The 20,606-nt window shown below is 36.4% G+C and carries 20 protein-coding genes, 1 riboswitch and 1 other annotated feature; of the genes, 15 read left to right on the top strand and 5 right to left on the bottom strand.

Annotated features, from left to right (window positions below):
* Nucleotides 1-38: 38 nt before the first annotated feature.
* Nucleotides 39-860: a basic amino acid ABC transporter substrate-binding protein gene (locus FXW34_RS17055; RefSeq protein WP_147535297.1), complete on the bottom strand. Its 822-nt coding sequence runs from the start codon at nucleotides 858-860 to the stop codon at nucleotides 39-41.
* Nucleotides 861-1,031: 171 nt separating this feature from the next.
* Here FXW34_RS17055 and FXW34_RS17050 point away from each other — a divergent pair, with 171 nt between their 5' ends.
* The gene (locus tag FXW34_RS17050) at nucleotides 1,032-1,829 is read left to right on the top strand and encodes a S1C family serine protease (protein ID WP_147535256.1); all 798 of its coding nucleotides are present in this window, start codon (nucleotides 1,032-1,034) and stop codon (nucleotides 1,827-1,829) included.
* Between the two features lie 92 nt (nucleotides 1,830-1,921).
* Here FXW34_RS17050 and FXW34_RS17045 read toward each other — a convergent pair whose 3' ends face one another.
* Nucleotides 1,922-2,395, bottom strand: coding sequence for a DUF4231 domain-containing protein (locus FXW34_RS17045; RefSeq protein ID WP_147535255.1), 474 nt, complete (start codon nucleotides 2,393-2,395; stop codon nucleotides 1,922-1,924).
* Nucleotides 2,396-2,589: 194 nt separating this feature from the next.
* On the opposite strand from FXW34_RS17045, the gene FXW34_RS17040 reads away from it, so the two are divergent.
* Nucleotides 2,590-3,006 carry a hypothetical protein gene (locus FXW34_RS17040; RefSeq protein ID WP_147535254.1) on the top strand — a complete coding sequence of 139 codons (417 nt, stop codon included), beginning with the start codon at nucleotides 2,590-2,592 and terminating at the stop codon, nucleotides 3,004-3,006.
* A 115-nt stretch (nucleotides 3,007-3,121) separates the two neighbouring features.
* Here the strand turns inward: FXW34_RS17040 and FXW34_RS17035 are convergent, their stop codons facing one another.
* Nucleotides 3,122-3,358, bottom strand: coding sequence for a hypothetical protein (locus tag FXW34_RS17035; RefSeq protein WP_147535253.1), 237 nt, complete (start codon nucleotides 3,356-3,358; stop codon nucleotides 3,122-3,124).
* A 76-nt stretch (nucleotides 3,359-3,434) separates the two neighbouring features.
* A complete protein-coding gene (locus FXW34_RS17030; RefSeq protein ID WP_147535252.1) occupies nucleotides 3,435-4,349 on the bottom strand; it encodes an MBL fold metallo-hydrolase in 915 nt (304 codons plus the stop codon).
* Between the two features lie 134 nt (nucleotides 4,350-4,483).
* On the opposite strand from FXW34_RS17030, the gene FXW34_RS17025 reads away from it, so the two are divergent.
* From FXW34_RS17025 to FXW34_RS17010, 4 genes are all read left to right on the top strand, one after another.
* Nucleotides 4,484-5,980, top strand: coding sequence for an amidase family protein (locus FXW34_RS17025; RefSeq protein WP_147535251.1), 1,497 nt, complete (start codon nucleotides 4,484-4,486; stop codon nucleotides 5,978-5,980).
* 262 nt (nucleotides 5,981-6,242) lie between these two features.
* The gene (locus FXW34_RS17020) at nucleotides 6,243-7,349 is read left to right on the top strand and encodes an NAD(P)/FAD-dependent oxidoreductase (RefSeq protein ID WP_147535250.1); all 1,107 of its coding nucleotides are present in this window, start codon (nucleotides 6,243-6,245) and stop codon (nucleotides 7,347-7,349) included.
* Complete coding sequence (locus FXW34_RS17015; protein ID WP_147535249.1) at nucleotides 7,346-8,335, top strand: DUF3231 family protein; 990 nt, start codon at nucleotides 7,346-7,348, stop codon at nucleotides 8,333-8,335. Before FXW34_RS17020 ends, FXW34_RS17015 begins: the two co-directional genes overlap by 4 nt.
* Before the next feature lie 61 nt (nucleotides 8,336-8,396).
* Nucleotides 8,397-8,640, top strand: a binding site (T-box leader).
* 63 nt (nucleotides 8,641-8,703) lie between these two features.
* Nucleotides 8,704-10,272 carry a 2-isopropylmalate synthase gene (locus FXW34_RS17010; RefSeq protein ID WP_147535248.1) on the top strand — a complete coding sequence of 523 codons (1,569 nt, stop codon included), beginning with the start codon at nucleotides 8,704-8,706 and terminating at the stop codon, nucleotides 10,270-10,272.
* A gap of 54 nt (nucleotides 10,273-10,326) precedes the next feature.
* On the opposite strand, the gene dapA is transcribed toward FXW34_RS17010, so the two are convergent.
* Entirely contained in the window at nucleotides 10,327-11,217 is an 891-nt protein-coding gene (gene dapA / locus FXW34_RS17005) for a 4-hydroxy-tetrahydrodipicolinate synthase (RefSeq protein WP_147535247.1), read from the bottom strand.
* A gap of 125 nt (nucleotides 11,218-11,342) precedes the next feature.
* A riboswitch (Lysine riboswitch) is annotated at nucleotides 11,343-11,523 on the bottom strand.
* 160 nt (nucleotides 11,524-11,683) lie between these two features.
* Here dapA and FXW34_RS17000 point away from each other — a divergent pair.
* From FXW34_RS17000 to FXW34_RS16965, 9 genes are all read left to right on the top strand, one after another.
* Nucleotides 11,684-12,961: a MerR family transcriptional regulator gene (locus FXW34_RS17000; protein WP_246141140.1), complete on the top strand. Its 1,278-nt coding sequence runs from the start codon at nucleotides 11,684-11,686 to the stop codon at nucleotides 12,959-12,961.
* Nucleotides 12,962-13,060: 99 nt separating this feature from the next.
* Entirely contained in the window at nucleotides 13,061-14,314 is a 1,254-nt protein-coding gene (locus FXW34_RS16995; RefSeq protein ID WP_147535246.1) for an MFS transporter, read from the top strand.
* A 104-nt stretch (nucleotides 14,315-14,418) separates the two neighbouring features.
* Nucleotides 14,419-14,949, top strand: coding sequence for an RDD family protein (locus FXW34_RS16990; RefSeq protein ID WP_147535245.1), 531 nt, complete (start codon nucleotides 14,419-14,421; stop codon nucleotides 14,947-14,949).
* Nucleotides 14,950-14,982: 33 nt separating this feature from the next.
* Nucleotides 14,983-15,687 carry a response regulator transcription factor gene (locus FXW34_RS16985; RefSeq protein ID WP_147535244.1) on the top strand — a complete coding sequence of 235 codons (705 nt, stop codon included), beginning with the start codon at nucleotides 14,983-14,985 and terminating at the stop codon, nucleotides 15,685-15,687.
* Nucleotides 15,684-16,661 (top strand): sensor histidine kinase, encoded by a 978-nt coding sequence (locus tag FXW34_RS16980; protein ID WP_147535243.1) that lies wholly within the window; start codon nucleotides 15,684-15,686, stop codon nucleotides 16,659-16,661. The genes FXW34_RS16985 and FXW34_RS16980 overlap by 4 nt, the downstream gene beginning before the upstream one ends.
* A 67-nt stretch (nucleotides 16,662-16,728) precedes the next feature.
* Nucleotides 16,729-16,905: a hypothetical protein gene (locus FXW34_RS23030; protein WP_187119002.1), complete on the top strand. Its 177-nt coding sequence runs from the start codon at nucleotides 16,729-16,731 to the stop codon at nucleotides 16,903-16,905.
* Nucleotides 16,906-17,090: 185 nt separating this feature from the next.
* Nucleotides 17,091-17,690, top strand: coding sequence for an undecaprenyl-diphosphatase (locus tag FXW34_RS16975; RefSeq protein WP_147535242.1), 600 nt, complete (start codon nucleotides 17,091-17,093; stop codon nucleotides 17,688-17,690).
* Between the two features lie 110 nt (nucleotides 17,691-17,800).
* Nucleotides 17,801-18,568 carry an ABC transporter ATP-binding protein gene (locus FXW34_RS16970; protein WP_147535241.1) on the top strand — a complete coding sequence of 256 codons (768 nt, stop codon included), beginning with the start codon at nucleotides 17,801-17,803 and terminating at the stop codon, nucleotides 18,566-18,568.
* Complete coding sequence (locus FXW34_RS16965; RefSeq protein WP_187119001.1) at nucleotides 18,543-20,489, top strand: ABC transporter permease; 1,947 nt, start codon at nucleotides 18,543-18,545, stop codon at nucleotides 20,487-20,489. The genes FXW34_RS16970 and FXW34_RS16965 overlap by 26 nt, the downstream gene beginning before the upstream one ends.
* Nucleotides 20,490-20,606 lie beyond the last annotated feature (117 nt).

The raw sequence follows: 20,606 nt of genomic DNA, 5'->3' as shown, positions 1-20,606 counted from the left end.
GGGTGCAAATCCAAATGAACATGCACCCTTCAATATGATTATTGTTGTTCTTTTAACTTCTCAATTTTTGGTTCTACACCAAACCATTCTTTATAAATTTTTGTGTAGGTTCCGTTGTCGATCACAGCTTTTAATGCCTCATCCAGATCAGTTTTTAACTTGCTGCCTTTTGGAAGTAAGAAACCGAAAAACTCTGGTGCAAATTCTTCCTCATCATTAATGACAATGAGCTTGTCCTTAGGATTGTTTGCTACATATTCTTCCACTACTGTATTATCTGCAACAACCGCATCTACGCCACCATTTTTCAATTCCATAATCGCAAGAGGAATGTTTTCAAACTTCTTCACGTTTTCGTTGTTTTTTCCTAAAATACCTTCAACGGCATCTTGACCAGTAGTACCATTTTGAACAGCCACTTTTTTATCTTTTAAATCTCCAGCAGTTTTAATAGAACTTCCTTCTTTTACCATAATCATATTTGTTGATAAAAAGTAAGGGGCCGAGAAATCGTAGGTTTGTTTACGGTCATCATTAATGGTAATTGCCGAAGCAGAAAGATCTGCGCGTTCTTCGCCTATTTCAACAAAAAGTGGATCCCAACCTACATTATCAACGCTGATGGTATACCCAGCTTCTTTAGCTACGGCATTGATTAAATCAATATCGAAACCTACGATTTCACCTTTATCCATATATTCAAATGGTGCATACTCAGCTGCTGTAACGACACGTAAGCTCTTACTACCATTATCCTCTTTATCAGTACCCTCTGATTTCTCTTTACCAGTTCCGCAAGCAGAAAGAATTGTGGCAAAGGATACTAACATAATAAAAAACAGACTCCATTTTTTTCTCATCATCAAAAAACCTCCTGAAATTATGATTTTTACTTAGTTGATAGATTTTGCATTATTTAATAATATTTTTCCAACAAAATTTATTATAATGCCAAATGGTTATTTATGCAACGAAATGAATAAATAATCTTATGGTATAATAACAAAAATAATAGTGAAGGAGGGGGGCTAATGAATGAAAACAAGGATGAACCACAAGGATTTGAAGAGCCATCGATTGACGAATTTTTAATTGAAGAGGAAGATCCAGACAAAGAGGGAAGAAAGAAAAGAAGAAGAAACATTATTCGTATTGGAGCTTCCTCGATAGCACTTGTGTTCTTCATTAGTAGCTTATCAGTATTCTCTGCTTTTATTAACCTCCCTGCACTGGAGTTTGTGAAGATATCCTTTCAACTATCACAGCGCGATGACATTCAGGAATATAAAAAAGCCGTTGTTGCTGTAGAGGGAAATAATATTAAAGGTACCGGATTTAATATTTCTGATGAGGGATACATCATAACGAATTATCATGTAATTGAGGAAATGCAGCAAATCCTTGTTCATTTTGCTGATGGAAAAGTGTTCAAGGCAAGAATTGATAGGGAATATCCTCAACTCGATTTAGCATTTTTAGAAATTCAAGGTGAAAATCTTCCTTCTTTGAAACTTGCCGAGGAGTTGAATGGGAATGAAGGTGATAAACTGTTTGTGATTGGTAACCCGTTAGCTTTTTATCAAATTGCTAATAAAGGTGAAATGATTGGGTTAAGAGCAGTTAACGGTGTGGAGGTCCCAGTACTTGCAATCACTGCTCCTGTATATCGAGGAAATAGTGGAAGCCCAGTAATCAACGAAGCTGGGGAGGTAGTTGGAGTGGTGTTTGCTTCAACAATTCCAAAAGTGAATAATGATGAAGAGATGGAAGGGCTTGCGATTCCAATTGAAGAAGTGAGTCAGCGTTTACCGAAGGGATTAAAAGAATGAAGGCAAATGTGACCCCCTGTGGCCAATAATTATATTGAGTTGATGGCCACACGGAGCGATCTATCGAAATAGCTTTAAATGCCTCTCGCTATTCATTTTCCAGATTTCTCATCATTATCCGTTATGGCCTGCTCTTCTTTTATTTTCGACCAAGTTTTAACATCATCATTACAAATATTTTGGAGACGATCCTTAAAGCGCGCTAGTGTCCTAACAGACATTTGCTCCTCAGGTTCACCCGCTATAAAAAACTCCAAATCACGCTTCAGTTCTCTCAAGCTTGTTAGTGTTTTTACATCTTTTACCCATAGGCTTCGATGATTGTAAAAACCCTCGATACCGTTAAATATCGTAATAAAAGCGGATAGCATTAACGCAATATCTGAAATTAGGTTGTTTTGTAGACTTTTTAAACCTAATAATACCGTGACAAGTGCTGAGCCAATAATTGAGGATAGTTTAAGGATTATTGCTTTATTTTTATGGCGGTCACGTCTTTTTTCAAACAGTTGAATCGTTTCATCGATGTCCTTCATTAAAACATCCAACTTCATTTGGGTTTGCATAGTATTTGTCCCCTTCAAGCTTGGGTTTATGGAATTTTTCTTTTGATAAATACTATGCAAAAAGTTAATGGTACTCTACAGCTTTTGAGGGCAGATTTATTTACTAATAAAATGTAAAATAGCATTAAGGAAATCACTTCAATGGTCCTGCAGATTCATTTCCTAATCTAAATGAAAGAAGTGTAGATAGGAATATGAAGAAACAAAAAATGATATCTTATTTTACAGGTGCGTTTCTGGCATTTATTGGATTGGGTGGAGTCGTATGTGGTTTGATGCTAATGCTTCAGCCTAATGGAGAATTGATAAAATTATCACTTGATCTCATTACAAATTCACCTTTCGATACTTATTTTTTTCCAGGCTTAGCTTTGTTTACAATTAATGGAGTAGCCAGTTTAATCGGTGCATGGTTAGTCATTAAAACTCATTGTTTTGCAGGATGGATGACGATGGGGCTTGGTGTAGCGATGATTATTTGGATTCTTGCTGAAATTTATTGGGTAAGTGAGTATAGTTTCTTGCAGCCGACAATGTTCGCTGTAGGTGTTGTAGAAATTATTTTAGGGTCAATAATCAAATCACAACATAAAAGACGTTATCTATTCTAAAGTGTGTTTATGATTAAATCGGATTGGCACGTAATGAATAGGAGTCCATCAATCATATCATATAGAAGATAAAAAAGGACACGAGGGCTACTTCCCTTATGTCCTTTAGTGCTGCTTAATGAGTTTCGAAAAACCCCAATGCATATTTAATTGCTTCTTCAACACTTTCGGTTTCATAGCCAACCAAGTCTTCATCAGAAATTTCCAACGTTGTTCGGGTCAATGAATATCCACTGTCTAAATTGATATCAAGCAAAGCCTCATAGCCTGAAGCTGTTTTGGTAATTTCTATGATATCGTAGTCTCGGATAGGCGTTCCTGTTTCGTATTCCAATGGCTCTAATTCCGACATTTCAACACCTCCATAAAATAATCCTGTTTTAGGTTGTTCCAAACAACGCATTAATAAACGTTGTAAAGGAAATAGATTATTTTATTTCGGTTTCACCAATTAACATAACCCGTAATTGCTCTTTTGGAAGGTTAAGTCTTGTCCACTCCCTACATAAGCGCTCTAATGCCTCTGGTCCCGTATCATCTGCTAATCGATACGCACCGTAATGCATCGGGACAAATTCAGTTGCTCCGAGTTCAAGAAATGCTCGAATACTGTCCTCAGGATTAATATGTGATTCTGCCATAAACCATTCTGGTTCATATGCACCAATCGGCATCAATACGGTATCAATGCTGAATTTTTCGCCAATCAGCTTAAATCCTTCAAAATAGCCTGTGTCACCGACAAAATAAAAGGTCTTTTCCTGTGATTGAATCATCCAGCCACCCCAATGGGATGAATTCATATCAGTGAGAGTTCTTCTTGTCCAATGCTGCGCTGGTACAAAATGAAGCGTGAGGTTCCCATGAATGACTTTGTCCCACCAGCATAGCTCTGTAACTTTATCATATCCTTTTCTGTTAAAAAGGGCTTTCATTCCGACGGGAACAAAATAATGAGGATCGCCAGATAATTTTTTTAGCGTTGAGAAATCCAAATGGTCATAATGGCCGTGAGAAATGACGACAATATCAATTTCAGGCATATCAGAAAGAGGAATGCCTGGTTGTGTTAACCGTTTCTGCATACCCATTCGTTTTGCCCAAACTGGATCAGTTAAAATATTTAATCCTTCTATTTGGAGTAAAAAGGTTGAATGACCAATCCATGTATAAGTGATCTTACTGCGATTATTTTGTAGCGCTTCAATCATTTTGTTAGGAAACTGTTCAATTTGAATCGATAAATCCTTCACCTTAGACTTTCTTTCCTTTTGCCACCGTCGTAGATCTTTATAGGTTTTTTGATTATTTTTTCCATTTAGATTTGAGTAATTCTTCCTCATATTTCACCTATTTTATTTGTCTTTTTCACCAAATTATAACATATATAATTTATCTCATTACAACTTATCTACTTCGTTAATAGATTAAGATTTTCGGAATAAAATAGGAAGTAAAAACCACTGGAGGTGATGGGGTGGCTATATTTCCATATAAATATTTTGATGGAGTCGGCTTGGCACAATTAATAAGCGGTCGTGAAATAACAGTTGAAGAAGTTCTTGAGGCAGCAATAAAAGAAATTGAAATGAAAAATCCTGAACTAAATGCTGTCATCAATAAAACATACGAAGGCGCAAGAGCCGCCATAAAGGAAAAAACTCAGCGTGGTGACTTTACTGGTATCCCTATTTTACTTAAAGATATTGCTCAAGACATCAGGGGAGAACCCATCACTCGAGGTTCTAAAGCATTTAGAGATGTACGAGCTATTAAGGATTCAACATTTGTAGAAAGAATTAAACAAACCGGTATGATGATTGTGGGTCAAACCAACGTACCCGAACTTGGCTTAATGGGAATTACTGAGCCTATATACTATGGACCTACAAGAAATCCGTGGAATCTGAATCATTCACCTGGAGGTTCAAGTGGTGGATCAGCAGCTGCTGTAGCATCAGGGATGGTTCCGATTGCAGGGGCAAGTGATGGGGGTGGCTCAATTAGAATTCCTGCAGCATTTTGCGGACTTTTTGGAATAAAACCAACAAGGGGTAGAACACCAGTCGGTAAAGGAGAAGGTAGACATTGGCATGGAGCGGCAGTTAATCACGTATTAACTAGAACCGTACGAGACAGCGCACTCATGTTAGATTATGTGAAAGGCTATGAAAAAGGGGCTGCTTTCCATTGTAGTCCATATGATACAAGCTATTCTAAAATATTGAAGGTAGAGTTTCAGAGATCATTAAGAATTGCTTTTTCGACTAAATCACCAATAGGAAAAGAAGTAGATCCAGAATGTAAACAAGCCGTATTAAAAACTGCGAAACTATTAGAATCAATGGGGCATATCGTCGAAGAAGTCGAGGCACCGGTTGATGGTAAGAAAATAGCAAACAGCTATATGACATTGTATTTTGGGGAAGTAGCAGCACAATTTCATGATATTGAAAAGGAGCTTGGGAGAAAGGTAACTTACAAAGATGTTGAACCTGCTACTTATATTTTGGGGCTTATCGGAAAGGTCATCACTGCTGATGAATTCGTTCTTAGTATTAGAGAATGGGATAAAGCAGCGTTTGCTATGGAACAATTTCATGAAACATACGACTTTTTTATGACTCCAACGACGGCATTCCCACCAACTAAGATAGGGGAGCTCGATCCAACAAATACGGAGAAACGATTGATTAACTTAATAGGTAAACTGAAACTCCAAGGAGTTGTGAGAAAGATGGGATTAATAGATGAGATGATAGAAAACAGTTTAAAGCGCACTCCATTTACACAGCTGGCTAATTTGACAGGTCAGCCTGCAATGAGTGTTCCACTTCATATAAATGAACAGGGATTACCAGTTGGAGTCCAATTCATGACGGCAAATGGAAGAGAGGATTTACTTTTTCAAATGGCAAACTTGCTTGAGCAAACCGACGAATGGATAGATATAACAAAAAATAGTAATTATTAAATGTTACTTAAAAAACTTTTTGGGTAGTAACGAAGTGGTTCGTTATCCCGAGAAATTAGTGCGGGTACAAATAATAAAAAATCGATTAAATAAAAGGAACAGGCTGCCACGTAATTGTGGTAGCCTGTTTAGCTATTATGTTGAAATTGATTATACGAGGGACACCTAACTATTACCATTAAAATGGAAATTAATATACATTTATCCAATTAACAAAGGGAATGCTCTTATTGTAATGAACTACTATAGGAGATGTATTTTGATGAAAATAGCTATTATGGGAGCAGGTCTTTCGGGCTTAGCGTGTGCAATAACCCTCGAGAAGTACGGGATTACTCCAGAGATTTATGAAAAAAGAAGCAAAGTAGGGGACAGGTTTGTAAATGGCGAAACACTGATGTCGATATTCACACGACCAACCCATGATTGCATTGCAACTCTTTCCGAAAAATATGGAATTTATTTAAAACCGACATCACATATTCAAAAAATAAAACTTTTTTCTAAACATGAAATGGCAGAGATTGAAACGCCAATGGGTTTTACCAATCTCCGTGGTAGAGTGGAAGCATCATTTGAAGCTCAATTAGTTCAGCAGCTTCAAACAACTGTAAATTACAACTCACAAAAAACGTATGAACAATTGCTCCAGGAATATACGCACGTTGTGATGGCCACAGGAGATGGAGAATATGCGAAGCAAATGCATAACTTCCGGGAGGATTTAAGCGTATCGATTCATGGTGCAACAATAGAAGGGGATTTTGATCGGTATACAGTGATGGCATGGATAGATTATGATTTAGCTCCATATGGATATGGCTTTTGTATTCCATTTTCTGAAAAAGAGGCGTCCATTAGTATTGCAATTCCAGATTTACCAAAAAATCAATCTGTAAATATAAATGCTCTATATGAGCAGTTCATTCAAAAGCTTAGATTCGATTGGAAACAGCAATTAAAAATTACCGATCAGTTCCAGATTACTGGCTATCCCATCGGAATATGCCAAACCGCAAGAATCGGAAACACATTCTTTATCGGGAATTGTTTTGGAACGATGATGCCATTCATGGGCTTTGGGCAATATTGCTCTCTATTAAGCGGAGTTTTTGCAGCCTATGATTTATGTGGAAAGGGGAAATACGAAGAACTAATGGAACCTATCAGAGAGAGCTATGAAAACTCACTTGTCTTGCGAAGGGGGATCGAACAATTGTCGAATGATGGAATTGATCGAATTGTAGGCGGCATGAAGGGATATTGGGGTAAAAAGCTATTTCAAACAAAAGTTTACGATCCGCTAAAAGTGGCAAGTTTCTTACTACGTCCTTATGTGAAGGTAATGAAAGGAGTAAACCTACCATGAAAAATCAAAATAATATTGCATTAACATCGTCTGAACTTGGCTATCTTTGGACGGGTTATTCAATAAATGAGATGTCTGTTTGGTATTTAACAATATTTAGTGAACATGCAAATGACAATGACATTAAAGAGCTCTTTAACTTTGCGATAGGAATTGCGAGGAAATTGTTGGCTAAAAGAGGAGAGATACTTTCCCAAGAGGGGTACCCATTACCGAAGGGTTTTTCTGAAACTGATATCAATCCGACTGCGCCCCTTATATTCACAGATCGCTTTCTTCTTTCATACTTACTGATAGGAGCGCGTCTAGGTTTGGAATTTCATGTACGCTCACTTGCATATGCAACAAGGGAGGATGTACGTAAATATCATTCTGGTTGCGTCGATGATGCGATTCAATTAAATGATCGAGTAGTGGAACTAATGCTAAATAAAGGGGTTTATTGGCGGCAACCAACATTGCCAGCCCCAACAGCTCATGAAAAAATTCAAAAGACTAGCTATCTTGATGGATGGATAGGAGATACACGACCATTAAACAGTTTGGAAATTGCCAACCTCTACAGTATTCTTGAGTTGTTGTTGATGATAGAAACGATATGCACAGGTTTTGCACAAACTACCTCAACAACTGACATTGAGGAGGTTTTTTTAAAAGGTGGTAATCTGGCAAAAAATCAGTACCATGCCTTATACGACCTTTTATCAAACGACAATTTACCAATCCCTCCAAGCCATACAGCTGAATTAACAGACAGTAAAGTGAGGATATTCTCTGACAGGATTATGGTTTGTCATTTGGCAGGATTATTTGGTTCGTTGCTTTCTCAGTATGGATTTGCACTCGGCTCTGTAATGAAGCATGATTTGCTCACTACATATACTGCATTGATTAGTAAGGCAGGTTCCTTTGCGGAAAAAATAACAAGATTGCTCATCAATAAAGAATGGCTTGAAAAAGTACCTGGTGCCATTTCTAGAGAATAAACTGAAGATTCAGTATTGACAAAATGATTATTTCAATTTAATATTACTTTTAATTAAATAATAACAAGCAAAGATTGGAAATAGTAGAAGGTGAAGTAAACTTTTCAGAGAACCGATGGTTGGTGTGAATCGGTAGTTATTCCCTTTGAACTCGTCCAAGAGCTACTCTCTGAACTTATCAGTAGGGGATGTCGGTTTTCTACCGTTACATGGATAGGTGGTGATAGCCACTGAAAAATGAGTGGATTAATCATAAAAGGATTAATCAATTAGAGTGGTACCGCGAGCAATGCCTCGTCTCTATAAATTTTTATAGAGGCGAGGCTTTTTTATTTTTCTATAAAAAAAAATAAAGGAGTGTTTCTGATTTGACGAGGAAAATTTGGGTATTTGATACGACTTTAAGAGATGGAGAGCAGGTTCCAGGTGCAAAGCTAAATCTTTATGAAAAACTCGAAGTAGCACAGCAATTAAAAAAATTGCAAGTGGATATTATTGAAGCTGGTTTTCCTGCGTCATCAACCGGAGATTTCAACGCGGTGAAAGAAATAGCCAAGAAAGTTGGAAACACTGATGACATCATCATAACTGCGTTAGCGAGGGCAGTGAAGTCCGATATTGATTCTGTTTTTAATAGTATAAAATATGCTGAAAAGCCGTTAATTCATATGGTTCTAGGTACATCAGATATACATGTTGAAAAGAAATTTGGAAAATCAAAAAGTCAAATTTTAGATATTGGTGTTGAAGCAGTGAAATATGCTAAAACATTATTGCCGGATGTACAATATTCCACAGAAGATGCGTCCCGTTCAGACTTTGAATATCTATGGTCAACGATAGAAGCGGTTGTAAAAGCAGGGGCCACCATCATTAATGTCCCTGATACAGTCGGATATGCCGAACCTGAAGAGTTTGGCCACCTCATTTATAAATTGAATGATCGTTTGAAAAATCTTAATGATAAAGTGTTACTAAGTGTGCATTGTCATAATGACCTTGGTATGGCAACAGCCAATACATTAGCTGCAATCAAAAATGGCGCGGATAAAGTGGAGTGTACAATAAATGGAATTGGAGAACGGGCTGGTAATGCAGCCTTAGAAGAAGTAGTAATGTCGATGAATACCCGCTCGGCAATCTATCAAGCGTACACCAATGTTAATACGAAGGAAATAATGAATACCTCAAGGCTTGTTAGTAGTTTAATGGGTCTAGATGTTCAAGTAAATAAGGCAATTACAGGAGATAACGCATTTGCACATTCCTCTGGTATTCACCAGGATGGCTTATTGAAATCAAGAGATGCCTATGAAATTATTAGCCCAACAGAAGTCGGTCTAGAGGATATGGAACTAGTATTAACAGCTAGGTCTGGTCGACACGCAGTAAGAAATGCGCTTGAAAAGTTAGGGTTCAACCATTTAACTGAAACACAATTTGAAGGGATATTTACAGCGTTTCTTGAATTAGCGGATGCAAAAAAAGAAGTCTATAATCATGATTTGTATGTGATTGTAGAAAATTATTTCTCAAAACACGATAGTACTAACCAAGACTTAACCAACTATAGTGAACATTTTTATGAATTGATTGATTTGCAAGTGATTAGTAATCCAATCTTTCCATCAGCAAGTGTGAAAATGAAAAAAGGTAATATCATATTAAAAAGTAGTTCGGTCGGCTCTGGACCAATTGACGCTTTATACTCCGCTATTTCAGAAATTTGTGACTTAGACATTAAACTGATTGAATACAACATTAACAGTGTATCAAGAGGAAAAGAAGCATTAGGTAAAGTGAAAATCCAAGTGGAGTATAAAGGAGAGAAATATACAGCAAAAGCAACAGACACGGATATTATGAAAGCAAGTGCATTAGCTTATATCAATGCAATTAATAGTATAGTAGTTGAACATTTGCTTCCGGTAAAATAGTTTTTAATTTAACAAATAGGCTGCCATCCCAAAGGGGATTAGCAGCCTAATCATTTATGAATTCAAGACTTCATTATTTTTGATTTGTAATACTTGTTCTAGGTTTTTCGTTTCGTCACTAGTTAAAGGAATTAACGGTAAGCGTACCCCACCAACAGACACGCCTGTGAGGTTTAAAGCTGCTTTAACCGGTGTGGGATTAGGAGCAGTAAACATCGCTTTCATAATTGGCAGGAGTTTGCGATGTGTTGCAGCTGCCACGCGTAAGTGACCATTTTTAAAGTTATTAATCATATCCTGCATTTCATTACCAATAATGTGAGCTGAAACAGATACAATACCTACTCCACCAATTGATAATACTGGTAATGTTAAACTGTCATCACCGCTATATAACACAAAATCATCTGCTGTTCTATCAATGATTTCTGCCATAGCATCAAGATTCCCACTCGCTTCTTTAATAGCAACAATATTACTAATCTTAGATAAACGAACTACTGTATCCACAGATAAATTGACAACACTTCGTCCAGGAATATTATAGAGCATTACAGGTAAAGAAGTTGCTTCGGCAATCGCTTTAAAATGCTGATACATTCCCTCTTGTGATGGCTTATTGTAGTAAGGAGTAACGAGCATAATGCCATCTACGCCAGCTTCCGTAGCTAATCTTGTTAAAATAATAGACGCTCTTGTATTATTGGAGCCAGTACCAGCAATAACCGGAACCCGACCATCAACAATCTCAACAACAAATTGAAATAGTGCTACCTTCTCATCCGAAGTCAATGTTGGTGATTCACCAGTAGTCCCCGCCACTACAATTGCATCTGTACCATTGGCAATTAAATGATTAACGAGATTTCTCGTTGCATTAAAATCAATATCACCATTTTCATCAAATGGGGTAACCATAGCTGTTAATACTTGTCCGAAATTCATTATTCCTCATCCTTTACATAATTTTATTGAAAAATTAGAGGGATAAGGCTACTCAAAAAACAACGCAAAAAAGCAACAACGAGGGTTCGCTGTTGCAAAAGAACATAATCTAAAGACGTTCCGATGCGTGAGATAGCCCTCCATATAGGGATTCCTATATGACAGTTCTGTACTTATTCAATACAGACCCAGCGTTAAGAACAATGAGGTTCTTATAGCTTCGGCAAATTCCCCTTTCAGTAAAAATCACCGGATCTCATCATCCTCAAATTACTTACTAATGGTTTCTGCGCCTCTATACCCACTTCAAAATGTTTGAAGTAAGAAATATTTAGTTGACTGTAATATAACAAAATATTTGATGAATTTCAAGAGTATTTTGTTTAGTAGAAAGAAAATTTAGTAACTTTACAATTGTGGTTTTAAGTGACAAATCAAATGGTGGCAAGGGTTAGGTAAGGATATAATGAGCATAAGAAGAATGATAAAAGGTGCGGTGATCGAGATGAGGATTGGCAAGTTTGCAAAGGTGAATGAAGTCAGCGTGGATACCATCCGCCACTATATGGACCTAGGCATAATCGTACCTGAAAAAAAGGGTGGGCAGTATGAATTCGATGACGGTTGCCAAAATGATTTCAAGATGATAACTGAATTTAAAGCAATGGGATTTCAATTAAATGAAATCAAACTGTTTTTTCTTTACAAGAATATTGGCAAATTGACGAACTATGATGAAGATTCATATTATCAATCATTATTTACAATGAAGCGTAAAAAAATTGAAAAAGAAATAAATGATTTGCAGCAAATTAAAGCAAAACTCGACCGGAAAATAGACCAATTTAATAAACAAAATAGCAGCATTGTGTTTACTAAAGGTGTACACATTAATACTTTGAAACTCCTTAGTTGTTCTGAGTGCGACCAACCGCTGATTCTCGAAAACGGTTCAATCAGCCAAAACCAAGTTATGGAAGGATCACTTACCTGTACCTGTGGACACAAGTACACCATTCAATCCGGTATCATTTCCGTCAATCGGCCCGTACTACAAACTGATGAACCCATTTATGATGGCCAAATCAATGAATATATTATGATAACTGAACCTAACTATTTGCAAAATATCAATAGAAGCCTGCATTGGGCAATACGGAAATTGGATAGTTTAAATCTTCAGCAAAAAATCATTCTTGAATTAGGTTCAGGGATGGGCATCTTCCTCCGTAATCTTTATCAGGATTTACCAGATGATTGTCTTTACATTGCCGTTGATCATAATCTTGAAAAACTCCGCTTTTTAAAAGGTTTGCTTGAGAGAACGGGTATACAGCGAAATGTATTGTTTATTTGTGCTGACTTTTTAGAAATTCCAATTGTAAGCCATTCCGTCGATGTATTGATTGATCATACTGGGACAAGCAATTATTCCTTCGAGAATGAAAGCTTTTTACTTAAGGGAGTTGATCAACTTGTGAAAGCTGAGGGACATCTATTGGGCTCGTTCTTTATTTTTAATAATTTCGGTAGTAAAAGCAAAATCGCACCGGAGTTCAGGTCGAATTTTTCAATCCGTTATATTAAGGAACAGTTAGTTGATTTAAGGTATGAGTTAATTGATGATAAAAACTCAGAGATTTTACAATACGGTGGAAAATACGAGGATTTTTTTGTGAAGGGTGAAGAGGTGTACACATATTCATTCTTCGGGAAAAAGGTGGGGTTAACCCAACGTTTGTAATTTTCACTTAAAAGAATAACTATATACGCCTACTTGATGTGGTGTCAACCCAATCACTTAAACTAAAAACAGTAAATGTTTAAGTGAGGTGGATCTGAAATGGACGCTATACAATATACGTATCGCAAAAGGCAGGAACAGACAGAAGGGAAGAATCTGTTTCTCTATTGCTCTAGTAAAACAATTTCGGTTTTCGGGACCTCCCTGTTTAATTTTGCATTGGGATTATATGTGTTAAAGCTGACAGGATCACCGTTAAGCTTTGCAATTACACTGATGCTCGGGGTCATTCCGATGATTTTAATCTTTCCATTTGCGGGTGTCATTGCCGATAAAGTTAATAAAAAGACATTGGTTGTAGCCATGGATTTTCTTAGTGGAATCATGTTACTCACTGTCTTTAGTGCATCCTATTTGTACCAGCTCAATTTGCTGCTCATTTATATAACAACATTTTTGTTAACGTTGTTTACGACCTTTTTTGCGGTAGGGTTGGAAGCTGCAAAGCCAAACGTCGTTTCAAAACAAAGATTAATGAGCATTAACTCAATAAGTAAAAGTATTGATTCGCTTGGCACTGTTCTTGGACCAATCATTGGTGGCGTCGTTTACGGTTTAGTAGATATAAAGCTTTTCATTATCGCTAATGCCATTTCATTTATATTGTCTGGCTGTATGATTTTATTTATGGATTTTAACTTGAATGTGACGGAACAACAGCAAAATGTGAAAATTCATATCTTTGAAGATATGAGGGAAGGGTTTCGATATTTAGTTCAGAGAAAAATCATCATGAAATTATTCGTTATTTTAATTGCGATTAACTTTTTCTCCGGTTATGCCATTACGGTACCATTACCATTTATTGTAACGTCAGTTTTAGGGCTTTCCTCACGTGATTTAGGGATTATTCAAGCTTCAATGCCAATTGGGATGCTGGTGGGAGCGTTGATAGTAAAATATATCATTGCCAGAATCCCTTATCATAAATTACTGAAAGCTATAGGCTATGGTTTAGCATTATTTATGATGCTGCTTGGGTTGCCAATTTGGCTTGAAGTGCTCCTTTTTAATAATCAAATCTACATGATTTTCTACTGCTGTATTATGTTTCTCATCGGAACCACCATAGCGTTAATTGATATTCCAATGGCTTACTTGATGCAAACTGAAATTCCAGATGAGTATCGGGGCAGGGTAATGAGCATTGGCATAAGTATTGCGAAAATAATGCTCCCAGCTGCTATGCTACTGTCAGGTTTCCTTCTCGTGTTCATTCCGGCATATATTTTACCGATTACTGGTGGCTTACTATATTTGTTCATTAACACCAAAATGAATTCTCATAAGTAGGATTAAACGATTACTGCTACAGACTGATTTACTCCAAAGCGGTAGGCAGGGTATTTCTAGCATGTTCTTATAGTCCACCAGATAAAACAAATGGAGGTCTTGTGATGAACGCTTCCTTCTTCATACGATTGAAAGCATTTTTATATGATTACCTTTTAATCTTAGGATATATAGTTTTACTGATTATTCTTAGTGTTTTTCTGATACCAGCGATACAGGAATTATTCACCGGTTCATTATTGGTTGCCCAATTGGCAGGATTTGCTTTGTTAACATTACCAGTTTTACTGTATTTTGCGATTTGCGATTCATCCCTAGTTGGTCAGAGCTTTGGAAAAAGAAAAATGGGAATTTCCGTCATTGATGATACTGGCAGTAATCCAACTCTGGTTCGTTCGATTTTTAGAAATGCGCTTAAATTCTTACCGTGGGAGCTTTCACATTATCTTGTTTACCGACTTGTACACCTAGGTGACCAATTTATTCCTCTTACCTACACACTTTTAGGTGTGATAATTTATGGATTAATGTTCACCTATATTTTGACAGCGATATTTACAAAAAGAAAACAATCAATATACGATATGATTGTGAAAACTGAAGTTGTGAAATCTATGTACCAAAACACAATATAATAATAAGGCTTATGTAAATTGGAGGTATTTATATTGGAAAAAATTTTAATTGTTGAGGATGATTCAAAAATCGCTGAATTGCTTCATTCTTATTTTGGAAGATATGGATACGAAGGAAGAATTGTAGAAAAATTTGACCAAGTGCTAACGGAATTTAAGGAATTTGAGCCGCATTTGGTTTTATTAGATATTAATTTACCAACATTTGATGGCTATTATTGGTGCAGGCAAATTCGTACAGTTTCCACCTGTCCTATCATTTTTATTTCTGCCCGAAGCGGTGATATGGACCAAGTAATGGCGTTGGAAAATGGTGGAGATGATTATATTACTAAGCCGTTTCATTATGAAGTGGTAATGGCCAAAATCCGGAGTCATTTGAGGCGAGTATATGGTGAATACGCTCCAAAAATAGAGGAGCGGGTCGTTGAATTGGAAGGATTGACCCTATATCCAGAACGATTAGAAGTTACACTGAATGATAAGACGACAGTTTTAACAAAAAAGGAAGCCGAGCTACTAGAAATGTTCTTATCTAGTTATCCGAAGGTTATGAGCCGTAATAAAATTTTAGAGAAGCTGTGGGACGATATGATATTTGTTGATGATAATACAGTTAGTGTCAACATGACAAGATTAAGAAAAAAATTAACAGAACTAGGCATTGAAGGAGCGATTGAAACCGTGCGAGGCGCTGGCTATCGCTTAAATATGACCTGGAATCAGGCAAAATCATGAAGCTATTTATCCGTCAACATATTCCTTTAATAATGTTTTCATTGCTGCAAATATCGATAATGCTACTCGTTATCTGGTTTTCTGGATTTCAAAATTTGCTTATTTTAAGCTATTCTGCCTTTCTAGGTGTTTTTATATTGATTGTATATTTAACTTATAGGTATTTCAGTGAAGCTCAGCTGTATGCAAAGCTTTCTAAGCCTCCGCAAACACTTGAGGAAACAATAACTGAAACTAACCATACTCCTCTCGCAAGCGCAGTCGATGACTTTGTTGACATTCAATTTCGTCAATATCAAGCGAAGTTAGAAACATGGGAAGAAAAGCAGCAAGAACGATTTACATTTATGAATCAATGGGTTCATCAAATGAAAACGCCGCTGTCTGTAATTGAATTGATTATTCAAAGTGAGGATGACCCCCGATTTGATAGCATAGCTGAAGAAACCCTGAGACTAAGAAAGGGCCTTGAAATGGCTTTATATACCTCCCGTTTAGATACCTTTACAGAAGATTTTTTAGTACAGGACATTTCATTGTATGAAACTATAAATAAAGTGGTCGTTGAAAATAAGCAATATTTTATTCGAAATTATGTTTATCCTGAATTAAAAGTGGACCAGCATCTCAAAATAAGAACAGATGGGAAATGGCTCCGTTTTGTTCTTGACCAGTTACTGACCAATGCGATTAAGTATTCAGCTGGGACTCGTGAAAAAATTACAATTGCTGCATATAAGGAAGATCATGCGGTGATTCTCGAAATCATTGATCGTGGTGTGGGTATTCCTACATCAGATTTATCAAGGGTTTTTCAGCCTTTTTTTACTGGAGAAAATGGTCGAATGTTTAAGGAATCAACAGGAATGGGATTGTATTTAGTCAAAGTAGTTCTCGAAAAACTCAATCATTCAATTGAATTAGAATCAAAAGTTGGTGAGGGTACAACGGCTAGGATTATTTTCTCATCATAGTAAGTAATCTTTATCACTGTATTTTGGTAACTCTTTCCTTATATTTATTAGTGGGAGGTGTCGAATAATGAAAGTTAAATATCCGGCAAAAGGTGAATTTGATATTAAAGAAATTAAAGCGGAGCTCAAACCATTCGGAGGTAAGTGTGCTAAAGTCGTTGATGAAAAATTAGAATACTTAATCGACGCAGAAAACAAGGATGCGGCTTACCAACACATGAAGGAAAAAGGATACATAGAGTAACTGATATACTAATATCAAGAAAAGGCATGTGTCAAAAGCACATGCTTTTTTTGTGCTTTGTTATTTCTTACAATTATTACAAAAAACCTTACAAGCTTGTCACCTCTGTGAAAGGAACTTCGATATGACTTTAGGGATAGTCGCGATATAGTCTCCTTAGAACATACGTAAGGAGAGAGTTACAAATGAATTTGTCTGAAGTAAATGTTACGTGGTTTCGCACCATTAACAATCTTGGAAAGGATTATCCTGCATTTAACCCTGTGTTTGAATTTTTCGCTGAATACACTGTCTATATTCTAGTATTAGGTTTATTGGGATTTTGGTTTACTACAATCAAGAAAAATCGCATCATGACTATCAATGCGGCAATAGCCTTCATCTTAGCAGAAATAATCGGAAAGATCGCAGCGCTTTTATATTCGAACAACCAGCCCTTTGCCGAACTATCAAATGTCAATCAGCTCGTTGAAAGAGCAGTCGATAATTCATTTCCTAGTGATCATACAATTTTAATGTTTTCAGTATGTTTTTCAATATGGCTTGTCAAGAAGAAACAAGGTGTAGTATGGCTAGTTATCGCTTTTGCAACAGGGATTTCCAGAATCGGTGTTGGCGTACATTACCCATTTGATGTCATCGTCGGAGCAACGATTGCAATTATTGCTGCGATATTAATAAATTGGGGCAATTCTAAGCTTTATTTTTCAAATTGGGTTCTGTCAATTTATGAAAAAATCGAAAACAGCATTCTACCAACTAGAAATCGCTCAAAGGATGTGTAATTAGAAATCTTACAGAGCTGTAAGAAAGATGAAAGCTTAATCAATAGGTGCAGCTAGGGGTTTTGGGTAGACTGAAAATAAGGAAAAGGAATATGAGGGGAGTTACCAATATGGAAATCCTAAAGGTTCAAAAATTAACGAAAATATACAATGGAAAAGTGTCTTATAAAGCATTGTCTGGAATCGATTTAAGTATAAAAGAGGGTGAGTTTGTTGGGATAATGGGTCCATCCGGAAGCGGGAAAACAACTCTCTTAAATGTAGTTTCAACGATTGATTCACCCACTTCAGGTGAGGTCCTTATTAAGGGAGAAAACCCACATCAATTAAAACGAGAACAACTTGCCAAGTTTCGCAGGCAGCAACTAGGCTTCGTGTTTCAGTCGTTTAATTTACTGCCAACCTTAACTGTGAAAGAAAATATTTTGTTGCCATTGACCTTAGATGGAACAGGTTTAAAGGCGATGAATCTTAAATTAGCTGATATTGCGGATAAGCTTGGCATAAAAGAGATTCTTGATAAGCGAACATACGAAATTTCAGGCGGTCAAGCCCAACGGACTGCAATCGCGAGAGCAATCATTCATCAGCCCCAGCTAATATTAGCAGATGAGCCAACTGGTAATCTTGATTCAAAATCAGCTCGAGATGTCATGGAGCTTTTGTCTGGTCTTAATAAAGCAGGGGCAACAATGATGCTTGTTACACATGATCCAATCGCCGCAAGCTATTGCAGTCGCGTCATATTTATTAAAGATGGAGAACTATATAATGAGATTTACAATGGTGAAAGTCGCCAAGTTTTCTATCAAAAAATCATGAATGTTTTATCGCTGTTGGGGGGAGATACTCATGACTTTTCGACAGTTCGCATTTAATAATGTGTTACGAAACAAAAGGGTATATATTGGGCATTTTCTCAGTAGTACTTTTGCGGTAATTATCTTCTTCACGTTTGGCTTAATTGCTTTTCATCCGGCATTAAAGGGCAATATTACTGAGGTCAGTTCGATGATGAATACGTTAGGAAAGGGTAGCTTTCAGGTTTCGCAATATATCATTTATATTTTCTCGGTTATCTTTATTTTGTATTCTGTCAGTTCCTTTTTGAAAAAACGGAAAAAAGAATTTGGGATTATGATGATTCTTGGTTTATCACCTCGACAATTCAATCGTCTTGTGTTTTATGAAAATATTATTATTGGTACTGCAGCAACGATTATTGGAATTGGGATTGGCTTAATATTTTCAAAATTAATCTTACTGATTAGCGCATCAGTACTAACATTGGAAAAAGGCTTGCCATTTTATTTTCCGACAAAAGCGATATCGATAACTGGCATTGGGTTTATGGTGCTGTTTGTGCTTATATCACTGTTTACTTCTAAAACCATCCGCGTGACAAAGCTAGTTGATTTGATTAAATCAGAGGAAAAGCCGAAACCAGCACCAAAAGCATCAATCTTGTTGTCCCTAATTGCAATGCTCCTAATTGGATGTGGGTATGCGGTTGTGTTTTACTTTGCGATGTATGTAAACGAAATGTCTCAGGAGGAAATGTTTGCCTATATGGGAGGCACAGTAGCGCTTGTTGTCGCAGGGACCTACTACTTCTTCACCCAGTTAAGCGTATATGCTCTTAAAGCAATCAAACAAAGTGAAAAGTTATTTTTCAAAAAAACCAATATCCTGTCTGTGTCAGAATTGGTATATCGAATAAAGGATAATTCGGTAACCTTTTTCTTAGTTGCCGTTATCTCAGCAGTTGCGTTTACAGCGATTGGTACATCTTCAGCTGTTGGCGAAGTTCTGTTCAACGAGCTTGATACAACTTATGCGATAGAATATGAATCTGATATAGAAAATAAAGAAGAACAAGAGCACATTGCAAAAATAAAGGACGAGTTGGAAAAGGAGAAAATACCTTTTACACTTGTAGAAATGTCCTTTCAAACAACTAAAACTTATTATCAAACGATGAAAGTTTCGGAGTATAACAAAAACGCAAAAATGCTAGGATTCAAACCAATTACGCTTAATAATGAAGATGCTGTTGTTGTAGTTAAGAGTTCTTTATCTCAGCAAAATCCGGTTAAAGATTCATTCGTTACCTTACATGATAATGAGTTTAAGGTTGCTATCCAAGAAGTGATTACTAATCAATATTTTGAATCCTACCGGCCAGTGTACGTTGTGAATGATTCACTGTATTTGAAACTTGTGGAGAAAAATTCGACAGACAATAATGATAGCGTTTCTGAACAACATCGATATGGATTTTTAATTGAGGATTGGAAAGAAACATTAACTGTTTCTGAAAAAATAAAAGAGCAACTTTATTACGATATAAAAAATCCAGTCTATTATGTTTCTTTTTTAAGTATACAATGGCAGACAATTAATCAATTGAATGGAATTTTTTCAATACTGACGGTGCTTGTTGGAATTGTATTCTTTGTGTTTGCTTCTAGTTTTCTTTATTTTAGATTATTTACTGATTTGGAAAAGGATCAGGAGAAATTCCGGATGCTTTCGAAAATTGGTTTAGGGAAAAAGGAATTAATAAAAGTCGTAACAAGAGAAATGGGAGTTCTTTTCTTCCTACCCTTTATGATTGCAGTCATCCACAGCAGTATCGCGTATGTGGCCTTGCAACAATTAGTAGATAGAGTAGTGGGACCAGTTTCGTTAACTGATAATTTCCTTTATGTTTTAGCTAGTTTCCTGGTTTTTCATCTAATCTATTTCTTCGTGATGAGGAAAACGTATTTAAGGCAGATATATTCGAAGGTTATATAAAGTCTGTTTCCGATAATAAAATTATGTTAACTTAAAGAGCGATTTTCCAATCAAATTCAAAAAAATTGGCTTCATGATTCAACAGTCGAATCATGAGGCCAATTTTTTCTACAATGA

The sequence above is a fragment of the Bacillus marasmi genome (assembly GCF_902168435.1).
GTDB classification, from domain to species: domain Bacteria; phylum Bacillota; class Bacilli; order Bacillales; family Cytobacillaceae; genus Bacillus_BU; species Bacillus_BU marasmi.
Note: the sequence above shows the minus strand (reverse complement) of the source record. Positions and strands in the feature narration are given on the sequence as shown.